Raw genomic sequence first — 17,227 nt, 5'->3', positions numbered from 1 at the left:
ATACCGACTCGGTGCTGACCGCACCTTCGCCGGCCTAGCGGTCGTCTGCGATGCCAGTGCCGTTGCCGGTCGCGACCTAATTCGGCAGTTGGCCTTCGCCTACCTAACCGGCAACGGCGACGCTCATGCCAAGAACTTCTCCGTGTTGCAGGGGCTGGACGGCGAATGGGGCATCTCTCCGGCCTACGATCTGCCCACCTCTTACCTGTACGGCGACCAGACGATGGCCCTGTCGATCGGCGGCCGCATCAGCGGTGATTTTAGGGCCGCTGACTTCGTCGCGCTGGGAAAGCCGCTCGGCGTGCCGGAGCGTGCGGTCCAACGAGTGCTGGCCGGACTCGTTGAGCGAGCCGACCTCTGGTTGGACGACCTGCCCAAGCTGCCGTTCGACAAAGGCAGACTTAACAAGCTCCGCCGCGTAATCGAGTACCGACGTCGCCAGCTCACCCCCACAACAAGCCGCTGAGCCATCCCGGCCAACCGAGAAGAAGCCACCGCCGAAGCGACCCGCGCCAAAGACGGAGACGACTCACTGACGTACTCGCTTCGGCAGAGTCTCGTCGGCGCGGGCACGGCCCAGGTCGGTCTCATAGGGATCGGTTGCTGTCACCATGGCATCCAGCACGCACAGGGCCCGGGCAACGCTCAGAAAAGCCTGCACGCCGACGCCAGTGTCCCCGGTCTCGACCCGGCGCAGCGTGGTCCGGGAAATCCCGGCCCTCTCGGACACTTGGACAGCGGTGAGCCTCTGCAACTTCCGCCAGGCCACAAACTGCTCACCAATGCTCAGAGCCGCAGCGCTAACCCGAGCGGAGGGACGAGGCATAGCCACTCCTTCGGTTAAAGGTCAGGATACTGGCCGCTAAACGACTTAACGATCAGATTCGTGACCCTTATCAAGGGCCAGGCCCGCCACCGCGAAGCGGAGGCAGCGACCAGCGGGGCAGCGAGCAACGAGGCAGCGACCAGCGGGGCAGCGACCAGCGGGGCAGCGACCAGCGGGGCAGCGACCAGCGGGGCAGCGAGCAACGAGGCAGCGACCACACAGGTTGGGGGCCAGGGGCGAAGCCCCGGCGGGGATCCGGGGGCGGAGCCCCGCGGCGTGGGGTCTGGGGCTCGGGCCCCAGGAGAAATGACGAGGCCACCAGGTTCGCGCTTCTCAGCGAACACATGGTGGCCATGGAATCGTGCCCCCGGCAGGATTCGAACCTGCGCTTTCGCCTCCGGAGGGCGACGCTCTATCCCCTGAGCTACGGGGGCTCAAGTGGTTCTGAGCCTAGCAGGGCCCTCACGGGCCCTGCTAATCGGGTTACGACGCCTGGACCTTCTTCAAGAGGTCGTCGATCAGGGTGATCTCGTTCTGCTGGGACTTCACCATGGTGCCGGCCAGCCAGGTCACGTCTTTGTTGTTGGACAGCTTTACCGCTTCCTGGGCCATGTGGATGCCGCCCAGGTGGTGCTGGCGCATCAGCGTCAGGTATTGCGTGTCCAGGTCTTTGCCGGTGGCCTTGCGCAGGGCCGTCAGCTGCTCGGGGGTGGCCATGCCGGGCATCAGGCCGTTGACCACCGCGCCCTCGGAGTCGGGCATCCAGGCCATCGGCTGTTCGGAGCTGGTCGGGCTCAGTTTCCAGTCGCGCAGCCAGGCCTGCATGTAGCCGATCTGGCCGTGCTGGGTCAGCGCGATGTCGTTGGCCAGGTAGACGATCTGGGGGTCGGTCGACTTCTCGTGGGCGATCATCGACATCTCCACCGCTTGCGCGTGGTGGGTCGACATGTCGCGGAGGAAGCCGGCCTCGACCGAGTCGTCGCCGGGGGTGCGCAGGTGCGGCACCACGATGCCGATGCCGACCCCCAGCAGGGTGCCGACCAGCAGGGCGGCGGCCACCAGGAACCAGGTGCGGCGGTTGCGGGACGGGCGGTTGCCGTTCACGGATGCGGCGGCCTCGGCCGCCGCATCCGAGTCGGTGGAGACGGTCATCAGCTGCCTGACATGCCCGTGCCGGTGGCGGCCGCGGTGACCGGGCCGGTGGTGGTGTTGCCGCCGGAGCAGGAGATGCCGGGCTCGAGGGCGGCGACGACGCGGGTGTCCTTGATGAACTCGTCGATGCGCGAGTCGTTCACGTCGTCGGTCTTGAGCTGGAAGCCCCACACCTGGACGGACACGTTCTTGTCGAGGCCGGCGTACGGCGACATGAACGTGTAGTCCTTGCCTTCCATCTTCTTCTGGAGGATGGCGACCTGGTCGGCGGCGAGGCCCTGCTTGTAGGTGATCCAGACCGCGCCGTGCTCGAGGCTGTGCACCGCGTGCTCGTTGGCGATGGGTGCGTCGTACACATCGCCGTTGCAGTTCTGCGGGGTGGCGTTGTGTGCGCCGCCGACCGGCGGGCTGGTCACGTAGGTGAGCGTGCCGTCCTTGTGCGTCTGGTCGTCGATCGCCGCGTTCTTCTGGGCGCGGTAGTTGACCACGCCGGCGATGTCGGAGGCCTTGTCTTCCCAGCTGCGGGAGCCCTTGACGACGCTGTAGACACCGAAGCCGACGATGCCGAGTGCGATCACCGCGACCAGGCCGATCACCGCGATCGGGCCCCAGGGGCGTCCGCCACTGACCTTGACCGGGGTGACGGGCTTACGGCCCTTGCCGCCCTTGGCCGCGCCGGGCTTGGCCGCACCGGGTTTGGCACTGCCGGGCTTCGCGGCCGGTTTGGACGCGGGGGGCTTGCCCTGGCCGGACGTCTTGCCGACCTTGACGGTGGACGGGACCCGTTCGGGACCCGGCGAACTCATACTCATCGTGCCTCGTCGATTCGTTAAAAGCGGAAGGGCGGGGCTCGGGCTGCCGCCGAGGGCGAAAGTCTACCCCCGATAACATGGTTCGGTGACTCCCGCCAACCTTGCTGCCACTGTTCTCTCAGCTGCTCGTGCCGTGTTCGAGACCCGGGGCCTCGACGCGTCGGTGCTGCCCGAGACGACGACCCTGGAGCGACCCCGCAATCCCGAGCACGGCGACTACGCCTCCACGCTCGCCCTGCAGCTGGGCAAGAAGACCGGGGTGGCACCGCGTGAGCTGGCTGCCGCGCTGGCCGAGGAGCTGGGCCGGCAGCCGGGCGTCAAGTCGGTGGAGATCGCCGGTCCGGGCTTCCTGAACATCCGGCTCGACGCGGCCGCGGCCGGCGTGCTGGCCCGCGACATCGTGCTCGCCGGTGCGAAATACGGACAATCCGACTCGCTGCACGGCGAAAAGATCAACCTGGAGTTCGTCTCGGCCAACCCGACCGGTCCGGTGCACATCGGTGGCGTCCGGTGGGCCGCGGTGGGCGACGCCCTGTCCCGGCTGCTGCGCGCGGCCGGCGCGACGGTCGGCACGGAGTACTACTTCAATGACGCCGGTTCGCAGATCGACCGATTTGCCCGGTCGCTGTACGCGAGCGCGAAGGGCGAGCCGGCCCCCGAGGACGGCTACGGCGGCGCGTACATCGCCGAGATCGCCACCGCCGTGCAGGCCGAGGCGCCCGACGTTCTGAAGGAATCAGAAACGGGAGCGCTCGAAACGTTCCGCCGGGTCGGTGTCGAGCTGATGTTCGCCGAGATCAAGCAGTCGCTTGTCGAGTTCGGCGTGCACTTCGACACCTACTTCAACGAGAAGGACCTGCACGACCGGGGCGAGCTGCAGGAGGCCCTGGACCGGCTGCGCGACCAGGGGCACATCTTCGAGGCGGACGGCGCGACCTGGCTGCGCACCACCGAGTTCGGCGACGACAAGGACCGGGTGCTGCGCAAGTCCGACGGCGACTGGACCTATTTCGCCGCCGACTGCGCCTACTACCTGGACAAGCGCAAGCGGGGCTTCGACCGGATCGTGATCATGCTGGGCGCTGACCACCACGGTTACATCGGCCGGATGAAGGCGATGGCCGCGTGCTTCGGCGACGACCCGGCAGTCAACCTGGAGATCCTGATCGGCCAGCTGGTCAGCCTGGTCCGCGACGGCGAGCCGGTGCGGATGAGCAAGCGGGCCGGCACGGTGATCACCCTGGAGGACTTCGTCGACGCCATCGGGGTCGACGCGACGCGGTACGCATTGGCCCGCTACTCGTCCGACTCTCCGATCGACATCGACATCGAGGAATGGACCAGGGCCACCAAGGACAACAAGGTCTATTACGTGCAATACGTGGCGGCCCGCACCGCGAACGTGGCCCGCAACGCCGCCGACGTGGGGCTGACCCGCGGCGAGCCGGCCGCGTTCAACCCCGGGCTGCTCAGCCACGAGAAGGAAAACGACCTGCTCAAGGCGCTGGGCGAGTTCCCGGCGGTGGTGGCGAGCGCGGCCGAGCTGCGGGAACCGCACCGGGTGGCCCGCTACCTGGAGGACGTGGCCGCGGCCTACCACCGGTTCTACGACAACTGCCGGGTGCTTCCGCTGGGCGACGAGCCGATCACCGATCTGCAGCGGGCCCGGCTCTGGCTGAACGACGCCACCCGTACGGTGATCGCTAACGGTTTGGCCCTGCTCGGGGTCTCGGCCCCGGAAAGGATGTAGGGCATGCGAGCTCATGAGGCCGGAGCGCTGCACGGCGACCTGGGATACCGGGGACCCGCCTGGTTGCGTACGCCCGAGGACGTCAATGCCCTCGTGCCGCAGTTGTGGCCACGCACCGTAAGCCGCACCGAGGCCGGGTCTTTGCAGGTCGGCGGGGTCAGCGTCGCTGACCTGGCGGCCGAGCACGGCACGCCGGCCTATTTCTTGGACGAGGTCGACCTGCGGGCGCGATGCCGGGAGTTCGCCTCGGCGTTCGGCGACGCGGACGTCTACTACGCGGGCAAGTCCTTCCTCTGCAAGGCGGTCGTCAAGATCGTCCACGAGGAGGGGCTGTTCCTGGACGTCTGCACCGGCGGCGAGTTGGCGGTGGCGCTGGCGGCCGGCTTCCCGGCCGAGAAGATCGGCTTCCACGGCAACAACAAGTCCCCGCGCGAGCTGGAACGGGCGCTCGACGCGGGCGTGGGCCGGATCGTGGTCGACTCGTTCGACGAAATCGCGCGTTTGACCGCTTTAGCCCAAAAGACGAACAAAAAGCCAAAGGTTCTGGTACGCGTGACGGTCGGTGTCGAGGCTCACACACACGAGTTCATCGCCACCGCCCACGAGGACCAGAAGTTCGGGTTCTCGCTGGCCGGCGGGGCGGCGTTCGCGGCGGCCGCGAAGATCATCGACGAGGGCGTGCTCGACCTGCGCGGCCTGCACTCGCACATCGGCTCGCAGATCTTCGACACCAGCGGTTTCGAGGTGGCCGCCCGCCGGGTGCTCGACCTGCAGGCGCAGATCCGCGACGCCCGCGGGGTGGAGCTGGAGGAGCTCGACCTCGGCGGCGGCTTCGGCATCGCGTACACCACGCAGGACGACCCGCAGGCGGCCGGCGACCTGGCCAAGCGGATCAACAAGATCGTCGAGTCCGAGTGCGAGCTGGGCAACCTGCGCAAGCCGAAGCTCTCGATCGAGCCTGGCCGGGCGATCGTCGGCCCGGCCGTGTTCACCCTCTACGAGGTGGGCACGGTCAAGGACGTCGACGGCATCCGCACCTACGTGAGCGTCGACGGCGGGATGAGCGACAACATTCGGACCGCGCTCTACGACGCTTCCTACTCGGCCACCCTGGCCGGCCGGACCAGTGTCGCCGAGCCGATGCTGGCCCGCGTCGTGGGAAAGCATTGTGAAAGCGGGGACATCGTCGTGAAGGATGAATTCCTGCCCGCTGACGTGCAGCCCGGAGATCTTATTGCGGTGCCGGGAACCGGTGCCTATTGCCGGAGCATGGCCAGCAACTACAACCACGTGCCTCGGCCGCCGGTGGTGGCGGTGCGCGACGGAGCCTCCCGGGTGATCGTCCGCCGGGAGACCGAGGACGACCTGCTCGCATTGGATGTTGGATGAGCTCTGTGAAACCGGTCCGCCTGGCTCTTCTCGGGTGCGGGACCGTCGGTTCCGAAGTTGTCCGCCTGCTTCATGATCAGGCTGATGACCTGACAGCGCGGATCGGCGCCCCGCTGGAGATCGTCGGCATCGCGGTGCGGCGGCTCGGTCGCGAGCGTGGTGATCTTCAGATAAAAGAAGGCCTGCTCACCACCGACGCGCTCGGGCTGATCAAGCGGGACGACGTCGACGTGGTGATCGAGGTGGTCGGCGGCATCGAGCCCGCCCGCACCTGGCTGGTCGAGTCGCTGCGGGCCGGCAAGAGCGTGGTCACCGCCAACAAGGCGCTGCTGGCCGAGGACGGCGCGGCACTGCACGACGCGGCCGCCGAGGGCGGTGCCGACCTCTATTACGAGGCGTCGGTGGCCGGTGCCATCCCGCTGCTGCGCCCGCTGCGCGAGTCGCTGCACGGCGACCGCGTCACCCGGGTCACCGGCATCGTCAACGGCACCACCAACTTCATCCTCTCGTCGATGGACTCCACCGGCGCCGGCTTCAGCGAGGCCCTCGAGGAGGCCACCGAGCTGGGCTATGCGGAAGCCGACCCGACCGCCGACGTCGAGGGCTTCGACGCCGCGGCCAAGGCGGCCATCCTCGCCTCGCTGGCGTTCCACTCCCGGGTCACCGCGGCCGACGTGTTCCGCGAGGGGATGACCGGGGTGACCGCCGGCGACATGGCCAGCGCCAAGGAGATGGGCTGCACGATCAAGCTGCTCTGCATCGCCGAGCGCGGCCCCGACTCGGCCGGCGTCGATTCGGTGAGCGTGCGGGTGCACCCGGCGATGATCCCGCGCAGCCACCCGCTGGCCGGCGTCGGCGACGCGTTCAACGCGGTGTTCGTCGAGGCCGAGGCGGCCGGTCAGCTGATGTTCTACGGCCGGGGCGCGGGCGGCACGCCGACCGCGAGCGCGGTGCTCGGCGACATCGTCGCGGCCGCCCGCAACCGGCTCGCCGGCTTCCGGGCGCCGAGCGAGAGCAACTACGCCGACCTGCCGGTTCGCCCGATCGGCGAGGCCGTCACCCGCTATCACATCAATCTCGACGTCGATGACAAGCCGGGCGTGCTGGCCGCGGTGGCCGGCGTCTTCGCCAAGCACGAGGTGTCCATCGCCACGGTCCGCCAGTCGGGCCGGGAAGAGGACGCCAAGCTGGTCATCGTGACCCACGGTGCCCCCGACGCCAACCTTGCCGCTACGGTCGACGCACTGTCGCAATTGGACATCGTCCGATCCATCGCGAGCGTGTTGCGCGTCGAGGGAGGGGTCTGAGCCGTGCTCGACCACGTGGGTTTCCAATGTTCCGACCTGGCCGCGAGCGCGGCCTTCTACGACGCCGTGCTGGCGCCGCTCGGCGTGAGCCGGCTGGTGGATTTCAAGGTCGCCCTGGGGTACGGCGTGGGCGACCACGCCGACTTCTGGATCAGTGAGTTCAGCGAGGGCGAGGGCTTCCGGGAGTCGCACATCGCGTTCGCCGCCGCCGACCGGGCCCAGGTGGACGCGTTCCACCGGGCCGCCGTGGCGAGCGGGGCCGAGGTGCTGCACGAACCGCGGATCCACGAGGAATATCACGAGAACTACTACGGCGTGTTTGTCCGCGATCCGGACGGCAACAACGTCGAGGCCGTGAGCCACCGACCCGAGTGATGGAATACGGGTTCGAGGATGTGCTGGGCAAATGAGTAAGGAGTCGACCATGTATCGGGGACTGATCGAGCGTTACCGGGACCGGCTGCCGGTCACCGACGCCACCCCGGTGGTCACACTGCACGAGGGCAACACGCCCCTCGTGCCCGCTCCGGTGCTGTCGCAGCGGGTCGGCGCGGACGTCTACCTCAAGGTCGAGGGGGCCAACCCGACCGGCTCGTTCAAGGACCGCGGCATGACCATGGCCGTGTCCAAGGCGGTCGAGGACGGCTCGAAGGCGATCATCTGCGCCTCCACCGGCAACACCAGTGCGTCCGCCGCGGCGTACGCGGCCCGGGCCGGCCTCACCTGCGCGGTGCTGGTGCCGCAGGGCAAGATCGCGCTGGGCAAGCTCGCCCAGGCGCTCGTGCACGGGGCCAAGTTGCTGCAGGTCAACGGCAACTTCGACGACTGCCTCGCGCTCGCCGCGAAGCTGTCCCAGGACTTCCCGGTCTCGCTTGTCAACTCGGTGAACATCTTCCGCCTGCACGGGCAGAAGACCGCGTCGTTCGAGATCGTCGAGGCGCTCGGCGACGCCCCCGACATCCACTGCCTGCCGGTCGGCAACGCCGGCAACATCTCGGCGTACTGGATGGGCTATCTCGAGGACAAAGACGCCGGGAATGCCACAAAGCTCCCGAAGATGTACGGGTTCCAGGCGTCCGGCGCCGCCCCGATCGTGAACAACAAGGTCGTCCCGGAACCGTCCACGATCGCCACCGCGATCCGGATCGGCAACCCGGCGAGCTGGACCAAGGCGCTCGACGCCCGGGACGCGTCGGGTGGCCTGATCGAGGCGGTCACCGACCGGGAGATCCTCTCGGCCTACCGCCTGCTGGCCCGCGAGGTCGGCGTCTTCGTCGAGCTGGCCAGCGCGGCCAGCGTCGCCGGCCTGATCCAGCAGGCCCAGGCCGGCAAGGTGCCGGCCGGTTCCCGGGTGGTCTGCACGGTCACCGGGCACGGCCTGAAGGACCCGGAGTGGGCCATCTCCACCGCGCCGTCGCCGACCACGATTCAGAACGACGTGCTGATCGCGGCCCGGGAGCTAGGCCTCGCCTGAGCCCGCCTCTTCCTCGGCCGCCTTCACCATCAGCAGGGACGCCTGAGCCACCAGGTCGAGTTCCGCGGCTGAGAGGCGGCTGAGGAGAGCGCGCATCTTCGCCTCACCGGCATTCATGATGCTGCCGATGAGCTCGCCGCCCTTTCTCGTGAGCCCGATCCGGCGCACTCGCCGATCGTGCAGGTCCTCGGTGCGTGCCACCAGGTCCTGCTGCACGAGCCGGTCCACCATGCCGCTGAGCGCGGCCAGGCCGATGCCCAGCAGTCCGGCCAGCTCGCCGCCCGATACATTGCCGTGCCGGGCGAGCAGCATGAGGATCTTGAACTGGGACAGCGTGAGGTGGGACGAGAACAGCGGATCGGAGCGGTCGTACGCGAACAACTGCTGGAGCCGCTGCTGCGTGCCCATAATGTCCGCGATGAGCTGTTCGTTCCCGGACAATGCCGACCTTTCTCTGTGACGCGCGAATGGCCGTCGTGAGCCCCCGTCCAACCGCCCCACCGCCGCCCTTAAGCGGTCTAAAGGCTCAATACCTCCGGACGGACGGTACCAGCGGGCCCCGGCGAAAAACCATTTGTTCGCGTCAGGCAAACTATTCGTACAGGCCGAACTTTAGCGGGGGGAGCGCCCATGTCAGCCTTGACCCGGCTCAGTCTTGCCAATCGAGGACTAGTCGCCCTGATCGCGCTGGTGATCACGGGATTCGGGATCTACGCCGTACCGTCTTTGAAGCAGCAGTTGTTCCCTTCGATCGAGTTGCCGGCCGCCTTCGTCGGCGCGGCGCTCCCGGGCGCCAGCTCGGAGATCATCGAGGAACAGATCACCAAGCCGATCGAGGACGCGGTCAAGGGCGTCGACGGCATCGACAGCGTCACGTCGACCACCAGTGAGGGCTACGCGAGCATCACCGCGGCGTTCACCTTCGGCACCGACATCGAGCAGGCCGCCAACCAGCTGACCACCGCGGTCAACCGGATCCAGGCGCAGCTGCCGGCCGGCGTCGAGCCGCAGATCTTCACCGGTGGCACCGACGACATCCCGGCGATCGTACTGGCCGCGTCCGGTGGCACCGACGAGAGCGACCTGCTCAACAAGCTCAACCAGATCGTGGTGCCCGAGATCAACGCGATCGAGGGCGTCCGGGACACCTCGGTGAGCGGCGCCCGGGCCAAGCAGATCGTCATCACGCCCGACCTGGCCAAGCTCACCGCCGCCGGGGCCAGCCCGCAGTCGCTGACCACGGTGTTGCAGGCCAACGGCATCTCGATCCCGGCCGGCTCGGTCGTGGACGGCACCAAGTCGCTCAACGTGCAGGTCGGCACGCCGATCACCTCGGTCGACGACCTCAAGGGCCTCTACCTCTCCGGCGCTCGCGGTCCGGTCAAGCTCGGTGACGTCGCCACGGTGGAGAGCAAGCTGCCGACCGCTACGTCGTACACCCGGACTGACGGCTCCAACAGCCTCGGCATCGCGGTGACCGCCAAGCCCGACGGCAACCCGGTGCAGATCTCGCACGCCGTGCGCGACAAGCTCGCCGAGCTGGAGAAGGACTCCGGCGCCACGCTCACCGTCGTCACCGACCAGGCTCCGTTCGTCGAGCGGTCGATCAAGAGCCTGACCACCGAGGGCCTGCTCGGCCTGGTGATGGCCGTGATCGTCATCCTGATCTTCCTGCTCTCGGTGCGCTCGACGCTGGTCACGGCCGTGTCGATCCCGCTGTCCGTACTGATCGCCCTGATCGCGCTGTGGGTCGGCGATTACACCCTCAACCTGCTCACCCTGGGCGCGCTCACGATCGCGGTCGGGCGGGTGGTGGACGACTCGATTGTCGTTCTGGAAAACATCAAGAGACATCTGGAGTACGGCGAGGAAAAGGTCCACGCGATCATCTCGGCCGTCCGTGAGGTGTCCGGCGCGGTCACCGCGTCGACGCTGACCACGGTCGCCGTGTTCCTGCCGATCGCCCTGGTCGGCGGTCTGGTCGGGCAGATCTTCGGGTCGTTCGCGATCACCGTGACGGTGGCCCTGCTCGCCTCGCTGTTCGTGGCGCTCACCGTGGTTCCGGTGCTGGCGTACTGGTTCCTGCGGCCGCCGAAGGGCGGCGCCACCTCCGAGGAGACCCGCCGGGCCGCCGAGGAGAAGGAGCTGCGCAGCCCGCTGCAACGCGCCTACCTGCCGGTGATCCGGTTCGCCACCCAGCGGCGCATCGCCACCCTGATGATCGGTGTGCTGGTGCTGCTCGGCACGGGCGCACTGGCCAGCCAGCTGAAGACGAACTTCCTGGACCAGTCGGGCCAGGACTCGATCAGCATCACCCAGGAATTGCCGGTCGGCACCAGCCTGGCCACCACCGACGAGGCCGCCAAGAAGGTCGAGGCGATCCTCGCCGCCCGCGACGACGTGAAGACCTACCAGGTCACCATCGGCCAGGGCGACTTCAACCCGTTCGCGACAAGCGGCGCCAGCACGGCGTCGTTCCAGGTCGGGCTGGAGGAGGACGCCGACGCCGAGAAGGTCGGCGACGACCTGCGCGCCGATTTCGACAAGCTGACCGACGCCGGTGACATCACGATCGGCCAGGACAGTTCCGGTCTGGGTGGCAGCGAACTGTCGGTGACCGTCAAGGCGGCCGACAACGACGTGCTCAGCCAGGCCACCGAGCAGGTGCGGCAGACGATGGCGTCGGTCTCCGGCGTCTCCGACGTGAGCACCACGCTGGCCGCCAGCGTCCCGCGCCTCGACGTGGCGGTGAAGCGCGACGTGGCCGCGAGCTACGGCCTGACCGAGGCCTCGATCGGGCAGAGCGTGGCGGGTGCGTTCCGCAGCGCGCCGGCCGGCCAGGTCACGGTCGACGGCGCCACCGAGAACGTGGTGATCTCGTTCGGTACGGCCCCGGCCGACCCGGCCGCACTCAAGGCCCTGACCATCACCACCGCTCGCGGCCCGGTGCGGCTCGACCAGGTCGCCACCATCACCGAGGTGTCCGGCCCGGAGCAGGTCACCCGGGTCGACGGCGACCGCAGCGCCTCGGTCAAGGGCACGGCCACCGGTTCCGACGTGGGTAAGGCCTCGACCGACCTGCAGAAGAAGCTGGACGCCCTGAGCCTGCCGGCCGGTGCGTCGGTGTCGGTCGGTGGTGTCAGCGCGGACCAGGCGGACGCGTTCAAGCAGCTGGGCCTGGCCGTGCTGGCGGCGATCGCGATCGTCTTCATCATCATGGTGGCGACGTTCCGCAGCCTGATCCAGCCGATCATCCTGCTGGTCTCGATCCCGTTCGCGGCCACCGGCGCCATCATCCTGCTGCTGGTCACCGGCACCGCGCTCGGCGTTCCGGCGCTGATCGGTGTGCTGATGCTGGTCGGCATCGTGGTTACCAACGCGATCGTGCTGATGGACCTGATCAACCATTACCGGGCGGCCGGGATGGGCGTGCAGGAGGCGGTGATCGAGGGCGGCCGGCACCGGCTGCGGCCGATCCTGATGACCGCGATCGCCACCATCTTCGCGCTGCTGCCGATGGGCCTCGGGCTCACCGGTGAGGGCGGCTTCATCAGCCAGCCACTGGCCATTGTGGTCATCGGCGGCCTGGTCAGCTCGACGCTGCTGACCCTGGTGCTGGTGCCGACGCTCTACACGATGGTGGAGAACCGCAAGGAGAAGAGGAAGGCCAAGCGGGCCGCGAAGCGGGCCGCCAAGGGCCTGCCGCCGGCCGGGTCAGAATCGGACACCGTGGTGCCGGACGACGTCCCGCCGGCGCCACCGTCGGAGAACGGCGGCGGGAAGCACGAGGCGCCGGAACCGGCCCAGCCGAGCGCCGCGCTGCGCGGTTACACCGATCAGTTCGAGGTGTTGAAGGTGCCGAAGCGACCCAACGAACAGAAGTGATCTGAGACAAGGCCGGTCCCACGGGACCGGCCTTGTCGCGTAACGTCCGGCCGTGCCATCGATGTTCTCGGTCCTTACCCGCAACCGGGACTTCCGCCGCCTCTTCGGTGCCGAGCTTGTCGTCTTCGGTTCGGACTGGTTCGTGATGGTGCCGCTGCTCGTGCTGCTGCCCGAGCTCACCGGCAGTGGCGTCTGGGGCGGCCTGGTGCTGGCCGTCGACACCGGGATCAGCGCGCTGCTGCTGCCGTTCACCGGCACGGTGGCCGACCGCTTCGATCGCCGCCGCATCCTGGTGCTCGCCAATCTGGCCGCGTTCGCGGCGGTGCTGCTGCTGTTCACGGTGCGCTCGGCGGCCACCGCGCCGCTCGCGCTGGTCGCCATCGGCGCCATGGCGGTCGCCAAGTCGTTCTACTCCCCGGCCGCGTCGGCGGCACTGCCCAACGTCGTCGAGCCGGCCGACCTGCCGGCCGCTAACGCCATCTCCGGCTCGACCTGGGGCACCATGACGATCGTCGGCGCCTCGCTGGGCGGGGTGGTCGGTGCCATCTGGGGGCCGTACACAAGCTTTGCCGTCACCGCCGTCAGCCTGCTGATCGGCGCGGGCCTCACCGCCACGGTCCGGCGTCCGCTGCAGGCGCCCCGCACCCGGTCCGCCCCGCCGACCTGGCACGCGATGCGCGAGGCGCGACACTACATCGCCGCCCGGCCGCTGGTCCGGGCGCTCATCACGGTCAAGGCGGCGGCCGGTCTCGGCAACGGCGTGCTGATCGTGTTTCCGCTGATCGCGCAGTTGCACGGCACCGGGGTGCTCGGTGCCGGCCTGCTCTTCGCGGTGCGCGGCGCCGGCGCGCTGGTCGGGCCGTTCGTGCTGCGGCCGGTGCTCGGCCGCCGGTCGTGGTTGCTGACCTGCCTCGCGCTCTCGATGGGGCTGTACGGCGTCGGCTATCTCGGGGTCGCGGTGACGCCCTGGTTTCCACTGGTGCTGGTGTTGGTCTTTGTGGCGCACTTCGCCGGCGGCGCCAACTGGACGCTGTCGAACTACGCGCTGCAGAGCGAGGTGCCCGACGGCCTGCGGGGCCGGGTCTTCGCCATCGACATGATGCTGGCGACGCTGGCCATCGCGATCAGTCAGCTGGTGGCCACCGCCGTCGTGGACCACGTCGACAACCGGGCGATCCTGGCCGGCTGCGGCCTGGTCACCGCCACCTATGCGGTCGGCTGGCGGATCGCGACCCGCAAGCTGACCCTGGCCGAGGAGCCTCGAAAGATCTGATCCGGCGGGCGGTGCCGTCCGGCGAAATGATCAACGCTTAGCATGTGCCGATGGGCCTGACCTTCGCGACCGATCCGGTCACCGTTAGTACCCCGGCCACCAGCGCCAACCTCGGCCCGGGCTTCGACGCGCTGGGTCTCGCGCTGACCCTCTACGACGACCTCACCGCCCGCGTCACCGAGTCCGGTTTCACCGTGACGGTGCGCGGCGAGGGTGCCGGCGAGCTGCCCGGCGACGAGGAACACCTGGTCCTGCGCGCGATGCTGGCCACCTTCGACGAGCTCGGTGAGCGGCCGTCCGGACTGGCCGTGGAATGCGTCAACCGGATCCCGCAGGCGCGTGGTCTCGGCTCCTCGTCGGCGGCCATCGTCGGTGGCGTGCAGTTGGCCCGGGGCCTTGTCGACGGCGGTCTCAGCCGGATCGACGACCAGGGCGCGTTACGCATCGCGGCCCGGCTCGAGGGGCACCCCGACAACGTCGCACCGTGCCTGCTGGGCGGGTTCACCATCGCCTGGACCGAAGCGACGGGCGCCCGTGCCGTGCGGTTGTCGCCGCACGAGGACGTACGCCCCAAGGTTTTCATTCCGACCGAGCGTGGTTACACCGCGAGCGCGCGCGCCGCCCTGCCCTCCGCCGTGCCGCACGGCGACGCGTCGTTCAACGCCGGCCGCGCGGCACTGCTCACTCACGCACTCACTACAGATCCTTCAGTTCTGCTTCCGGCGACCGCGGATCGCTTGCATCAGGGCTATCGGGCCGAGGCGATGCCGGGCACCGCATCGCTCGTGGCGGCCCTGCGATCGGTCGGTGTCGCCGCCGTGGTGAGTGGCGCGGGACCGACAGTTCTTGCATTGTCCGAGGTCCCGGCCGATTTCCACCCGGGAACAGCATGGCGCGCGGAGACGTTGGGCGTGGATGCGCACGGTGCTCTTGTCAAAGGGAGTATGGTGGAACTCGCCTAGCGGGGCCCTGTTGCCGCAGGTCGAAAGAGTTGACTACGCTCAAGGACCTAGCACAGCCGCGAAGCAAGCGATCTCTGCGGTTCGGCGCGCACCCCCGAGACTTCGAAGGCCACATTCTGGCCGTCTCATTTCTCAGCAAGGCACAACGCCGAGAAGCAAGCTCCCAGATCGCCGCTGCACTCGCCGAGACCTACCCGTCAACGTAGGACGGGCAGGGACACCGGTCGAGCTGCCGTGCTGCACAAACTCCCGCGACGCTCCGGCGGAGCGGGTTCCGAGCCTCCCGGCCACCAGGCTGCAGACCGGGGGTCCCGGGCTTTTTCCGACGGAAGGAATCCATTGAGCGACACCACCGACGTGACGTCGGGTGTTTCTGACGTCGCTGACGACGGCGCCGGCACCACCGCGACCGCCACGAAGCGCCGCCGCGGCGGCACCGGGCTCTCCGCGATGCTGCTGCCCGAGCTGCAGAGTCTTGCCGCTTCCCTGGGCATCTCCGGCACCGCCCGGATGCGCAAGGGCGAGCTGATCACTGCCATCACGGAGAAGCAGAGCGGTGGCGCCCCGGCTCCCGCCGCCGAGAAGGCACCGCGTCCGCGCACCAGCGTGGTAGCGACGGCACCCGTTGCCGAGCCGGCCCCGGCTCCGATCGTGGCCACCGCCCCGGCCCCGATTGCGGAGAAGCCCGCGGTCGTCGAGGCCGCTCCGGCCGTCGTCGCGCAGCCCGAGGCCGCCCCGGTCAGCGAGGGTGGCAGCAGCAGCCGTCGCAACCGCGACCGCAACGCGTCCCGGGACAGCGCTCCGCGCGAGGCCGTGGCCCCGGTTGTCGAGCCGGCCGCCGCGCCGCAGCCCGAGGGCACCGAGCAGCGCGGCGAGCGCCCGGATCGCGGCGACCGCAACCGCGGCGACCGGCAGCGCAACAACCAGCGCGACGACCGCAACCAGCGGGACGACCGCGATCGCGGCCCGCGCAACAGTGACCAGGGTCACGACGATGACGACAGCGACGGTGGCGAAGCCGGCCGTCGCAGCCGTCGCAGCCGCTTCCGCGACCGTCGTCGCGGCCGCGACCGGGACGGCGAGGGTGGCGGCAGCCCCCAGCGCGACAGCGGTCCGCGCGACAGCGGTGGCCAGCGGGACAGCGGTCCGCGCGACAGCGGTGGCCGCGAACCGCACGTCAGCGAGGACGACGTTCTCGTCCCGGTGGCCGGCATCCTCGACGTGCTGGACAACTACGCGTTCGTCCGCACCACGGGTTACCTGTCCGGGCCGAACGACGTCTACGTCTCGATGTCGCAGGTGAAGAAGTACGGCCTGCGACGCGGTGACGCGGTGACCGGGGCCGTGCGGGCCACCCCGCGCGGCGACAGCAGCGGCGACAACCGGCGCGACAAGTACAACCCGCTCGTCCGGCTCGACACCATCAACGGGATGGAGCCCGACGAGGCGCGGCGGCGGCCCGAGTTCTACAAGCTCACCCCGCTTTACCCGCAGGAGCGGCTGCGCCTCGAGACCGAGCCGCACATCCTCACCACCCGGGTCATCGACCTCGTCATGCCGCTCGGCAAGGGGCAGCGCGCGCTCATCGTGTCGCCGCCCAAGGCCGGTAAGACGATGGTGTTGCAGGCGATCGCCAACGCGATCACCCACAACAACCCCGAGTGCCACCTGATGGTCGTGCTTGTCGACGAGCGGCCCGAAGAGGTCACCGACATGCAGCGCTCGGTCAAGGGCGAGGTCATCGCGGCCACGTTCGACCGGCCGCCGCAGGACCACACCACGGTCGCCGAGCTCGCCATCGAGCGGGCCAAGCGGCTGGTCGAGCTGGGCCACGACGTGGTCGTGCTGCTCGACTCGGTGACCCGTCTCGGCCGGTCCTACAACCTGGCCGCGCCGGCCTCCGGCCGCATCATGTCCGGTGGTATCGATTCGACCGCTCTCTACCCGCCCAAGCGGTTCCTGGGCGCGGCGCGCAACATCGAGAACGGTGGCTCGCTCACCATCCTCGCGACCGCGCTGGTCGAGACCGGCTCGATGATGGACACGGTGATCTTCGAGGAGTTCAAGGGCACGGGTAACGCCGAGCTCAAGCTCGACCGGAAGATCGCGGACAAGCGGGTGTTCCCGGCGATCGATATCGACCCGTCCGGCACGCGTAAGGAAGAGATCCTGCTCGGCAAGGAAGAGCTGGCGATCATCCACAAGCTCCGCAAGGTGCTGCACTCGCTGGACTCGTCGGCGGCGCTCGACCTGCTGCTCGACCGGCTCAAGCAGACCCGCACGAACGTCGAGTTCCTGATGCAGATCGCGAAGTCGACGCCGGGCGAGTAACGGCTATTCCGCACGAAAAAGGACGCAGCCCTCGGGCTGCGTCCTTTTTGTCGCACACGGTGTGTG

The 17,227-nt window shown here is 68.9% G+C and carries 14 protein-coding genes and 1 tRNA gene; 10 read left to right on the top strand and 5 right to left on the bottom strand.

What is annotated here, in order from left to right:
• Window positions 1-466 (top strand): HipA domain-containing protein (locus Ate02nite_RS07640; RefSeq protein WP_203801125.1); only part of this gene is annotated, 466 nt, incomplete at its 5' end.
• 63 nt (window positions 467-529) lie between these two features.
• Here the strand turns inward: Ate02nite_RS07640 and Ate02nite_RS07635 are convergent.
• The 4 genes from Ate02nite_RS07635 to Ate02nite_RS07620 all read right to left on the bottom strand — a co-directional run bounded on the left by Ate02nite_RS07635 (window position 530) and on the right by Ate02nite_RS07620 (window position 2,790).
• Window positions 530-826: a helix-turn-helix domain-containing protein gene (locus Ate02nite_RS07635; protein ID WP_203801120.1), complete on the bottom strand. Its 297-nt coding sequence runs from the start codon at window positions 824-826 to the stop codon at window positions 530-532.
• 362 nt (window positions 827-1,188) lie between these two features.
• Window positions 1,189-1,260: transfer RNA gene (locus Ate02nite_RS07630), tRNA-Arg, on the bottom strand.
• Window positions 1,261-1,309: 49 nt separating this feature from the next.
• Entirely contained in the window at window positions 1,310-1,978 is a 669-nt protein-coding gene (locus Ate02nite_RS07625) for a DUF305 domain-containing protein (RefSeq protein ID WP_203801118.1), read from the bottom strand.
• On the bottom strand, window positions 1,978-2,790 hold the full coding sequence (locus Ate02nite_RS07620) for a thioredoxin-like domain-containing protein (protein ID WP_239147198.1): 813 nt from the start codon (window positions 2,788-2,790) through the stop codon (window positions 1,978-1,980). Before Ate02nite_RS07620 ends, Ate02nite_RS07625 begins: the two co-directional genes overlap by 1 nt.
• An 85-nt stretch (window positions 2,791-2,875) precedes the next feature.
• Between Ate02nite_RS07620 and argS the strand changes: the two genes are divergently transcribed.
• From argS to thrC, 5 genes are read left to right on the top strand one after another with little or no spacing between them, the layout of a single operon-like run.
• On the top strand, window positions 2,876-4,540 hold the full coding sequence (gene argS / locus Ate02nite_RS07615) for an arginine--tRNA ligase (protein ID WP_203801107.1): 1,665 nt from the start codon (window positions 2,876-2,878) through the stop codon (window positions 4,538-4,540).
• A 3-nt stretch (window positions 4,541-4,543) separates the two neighbouring features.
• Window positions 4,544-5,929: a diaminopimelate decarboxylase gene (gene lysA / locus Ate02nite_RS07610; RefSeq protein ID WP_203801105.1), complete on the top strand. Its 1,386-nt coding sequence runs from the start codon at window positions 4,544-4,546 to the stop codon at window positions 5,927-5,929.
• Complete coding sequence (locus Ate02nite_RS07605; protein ID WP_203801103.1) at window positions 5,926-7,236, top strand: homoserine dehydrogenase; 1,311 nt, start codon at window positions 5,926-5,928, stop codon at window positions 7,234-7,236. The genes lysA and Ate02nite_RS07605 overlap by 4 nt, the downstream gene beginning before the upstream one ends.
• Window positions 7,237-7,239: 3 nt before the next feature.
• On the top strand, window positions 7,240-7,611 hold the full coding sequence (locus Ate02nite_RS07600) for a VOC family protein (protein ID WP_203801101.1): 372 nt from the start codon (window positions 7,240-7,242) through the stop codon (window positions 7,609-7,611).
• A gap of 49 nt (window positions 7,612-7,660) precedes the next feature.
• Window positions 7,661-8,710, top strand: coding sequence for a threonine synthase (gene thrC, locus Ate02nite_RS07595; protein ID WP_203801099.1), 1,050 nt, complete (start codon window positions 7,661-7,663; stop codon window positions 8,708-8,710).
• On the opposite strand, the gene Ate02nite_RS07590 is transcribed toward thrC, so the two are convergent.
• The gene (locus tag Ate02nite_RS07590) at window positions 8,696-9,118 is read right to left on the bottom strand and encodes a MarR family winged helix-turn-helix transcriptional regulator (RefSeq protein ID WP_239147197.1); all 423 of its coding nucleotides are present in this window, start codon (window positions 9,116-9,118) and stop codon (window positions 8,696-8,698) included. The genes thrC and Ate02nite_RS07590 overlap by 15 nt on opposite strands.
• A gap of 222 nt (window positions 9,119-9,340) precedes the next feature.
• Here Ate02nite_RS07590 and Ate02nite_RS07585 point away from each other — a divergent pair, with 222 nt between their 5' ends.
• The 4 genes from Ate02nite_RS07585 (at window position 9,341) to rho (ending at window position 17,161) form a co-directional block, all read left to right on the top strand.
• Window positions 9,341-12,595 carry an efflux RND transporter permease subunit gene (locus tag Ate02nite_RS07585; protein ID WP_203801094.1) on the top strand — a complete coding sequence of 1,085 codons (3,255 nt, stop codon included), beginning with the start codon at window positions 9,341-9,343 and terminating at the stop codon, window positions 12,593-12,595.
• A 52-nt stretch (window positions 12,596-12,647) separates the two neighbouring features.
• Window positions 12,648-13,868, top strand: coding sequence for an MFS transporter (locus Ate02nite_RS07580; RefSeq protein ID WP_203801091.1), 1,221 nt, complete (start codon window positions 12,648-12,650; stop codon window positions 13,866-13,868).
• A 50-nt stretch (window positions 13,869-13,918) separates the two neighbouring features.
• Window positions 13,919-14,830 (top strand): homoserine kinase, encoded by a 912-nt coding sequence (thrB, locus tag Ate02nite_RS07575; protein WP_203801088.1) that lies wholly within the window; start codon window positions 13,919-13,921, stop codon window positions 14,828-14,830.
• A gap of 339 nt (window positions 14,831-15,169) precedes the next feature.
• A complete protein-coding gene (gene rho / locus Ate02nite_RS07570) occupies window positions 15,170-17,161 on the top strand; it encodes a transcription termination factor Rho (protein WP_203801085.1) in 1,992 nt (663 codons plus the stop codon).
• Window positions 17,162-17,227 lie beyond the last annotated feature (66 nt).

The organism is Paractinoplanes tereljensis, assembly GCF_016862435.1.
Classification (GTDB): Bacteria; Actinomycetota; Actinomycetes; order Mycobacteriales; family Micromonosporaceae; genus Actinoplanes; species Actinoplanes tereljensis.
The sequence above is the reverse complement of the archived record's forward strand: the minus strand, read 5'-3'. Positions and strand labels throughout refer to the sequence as shown.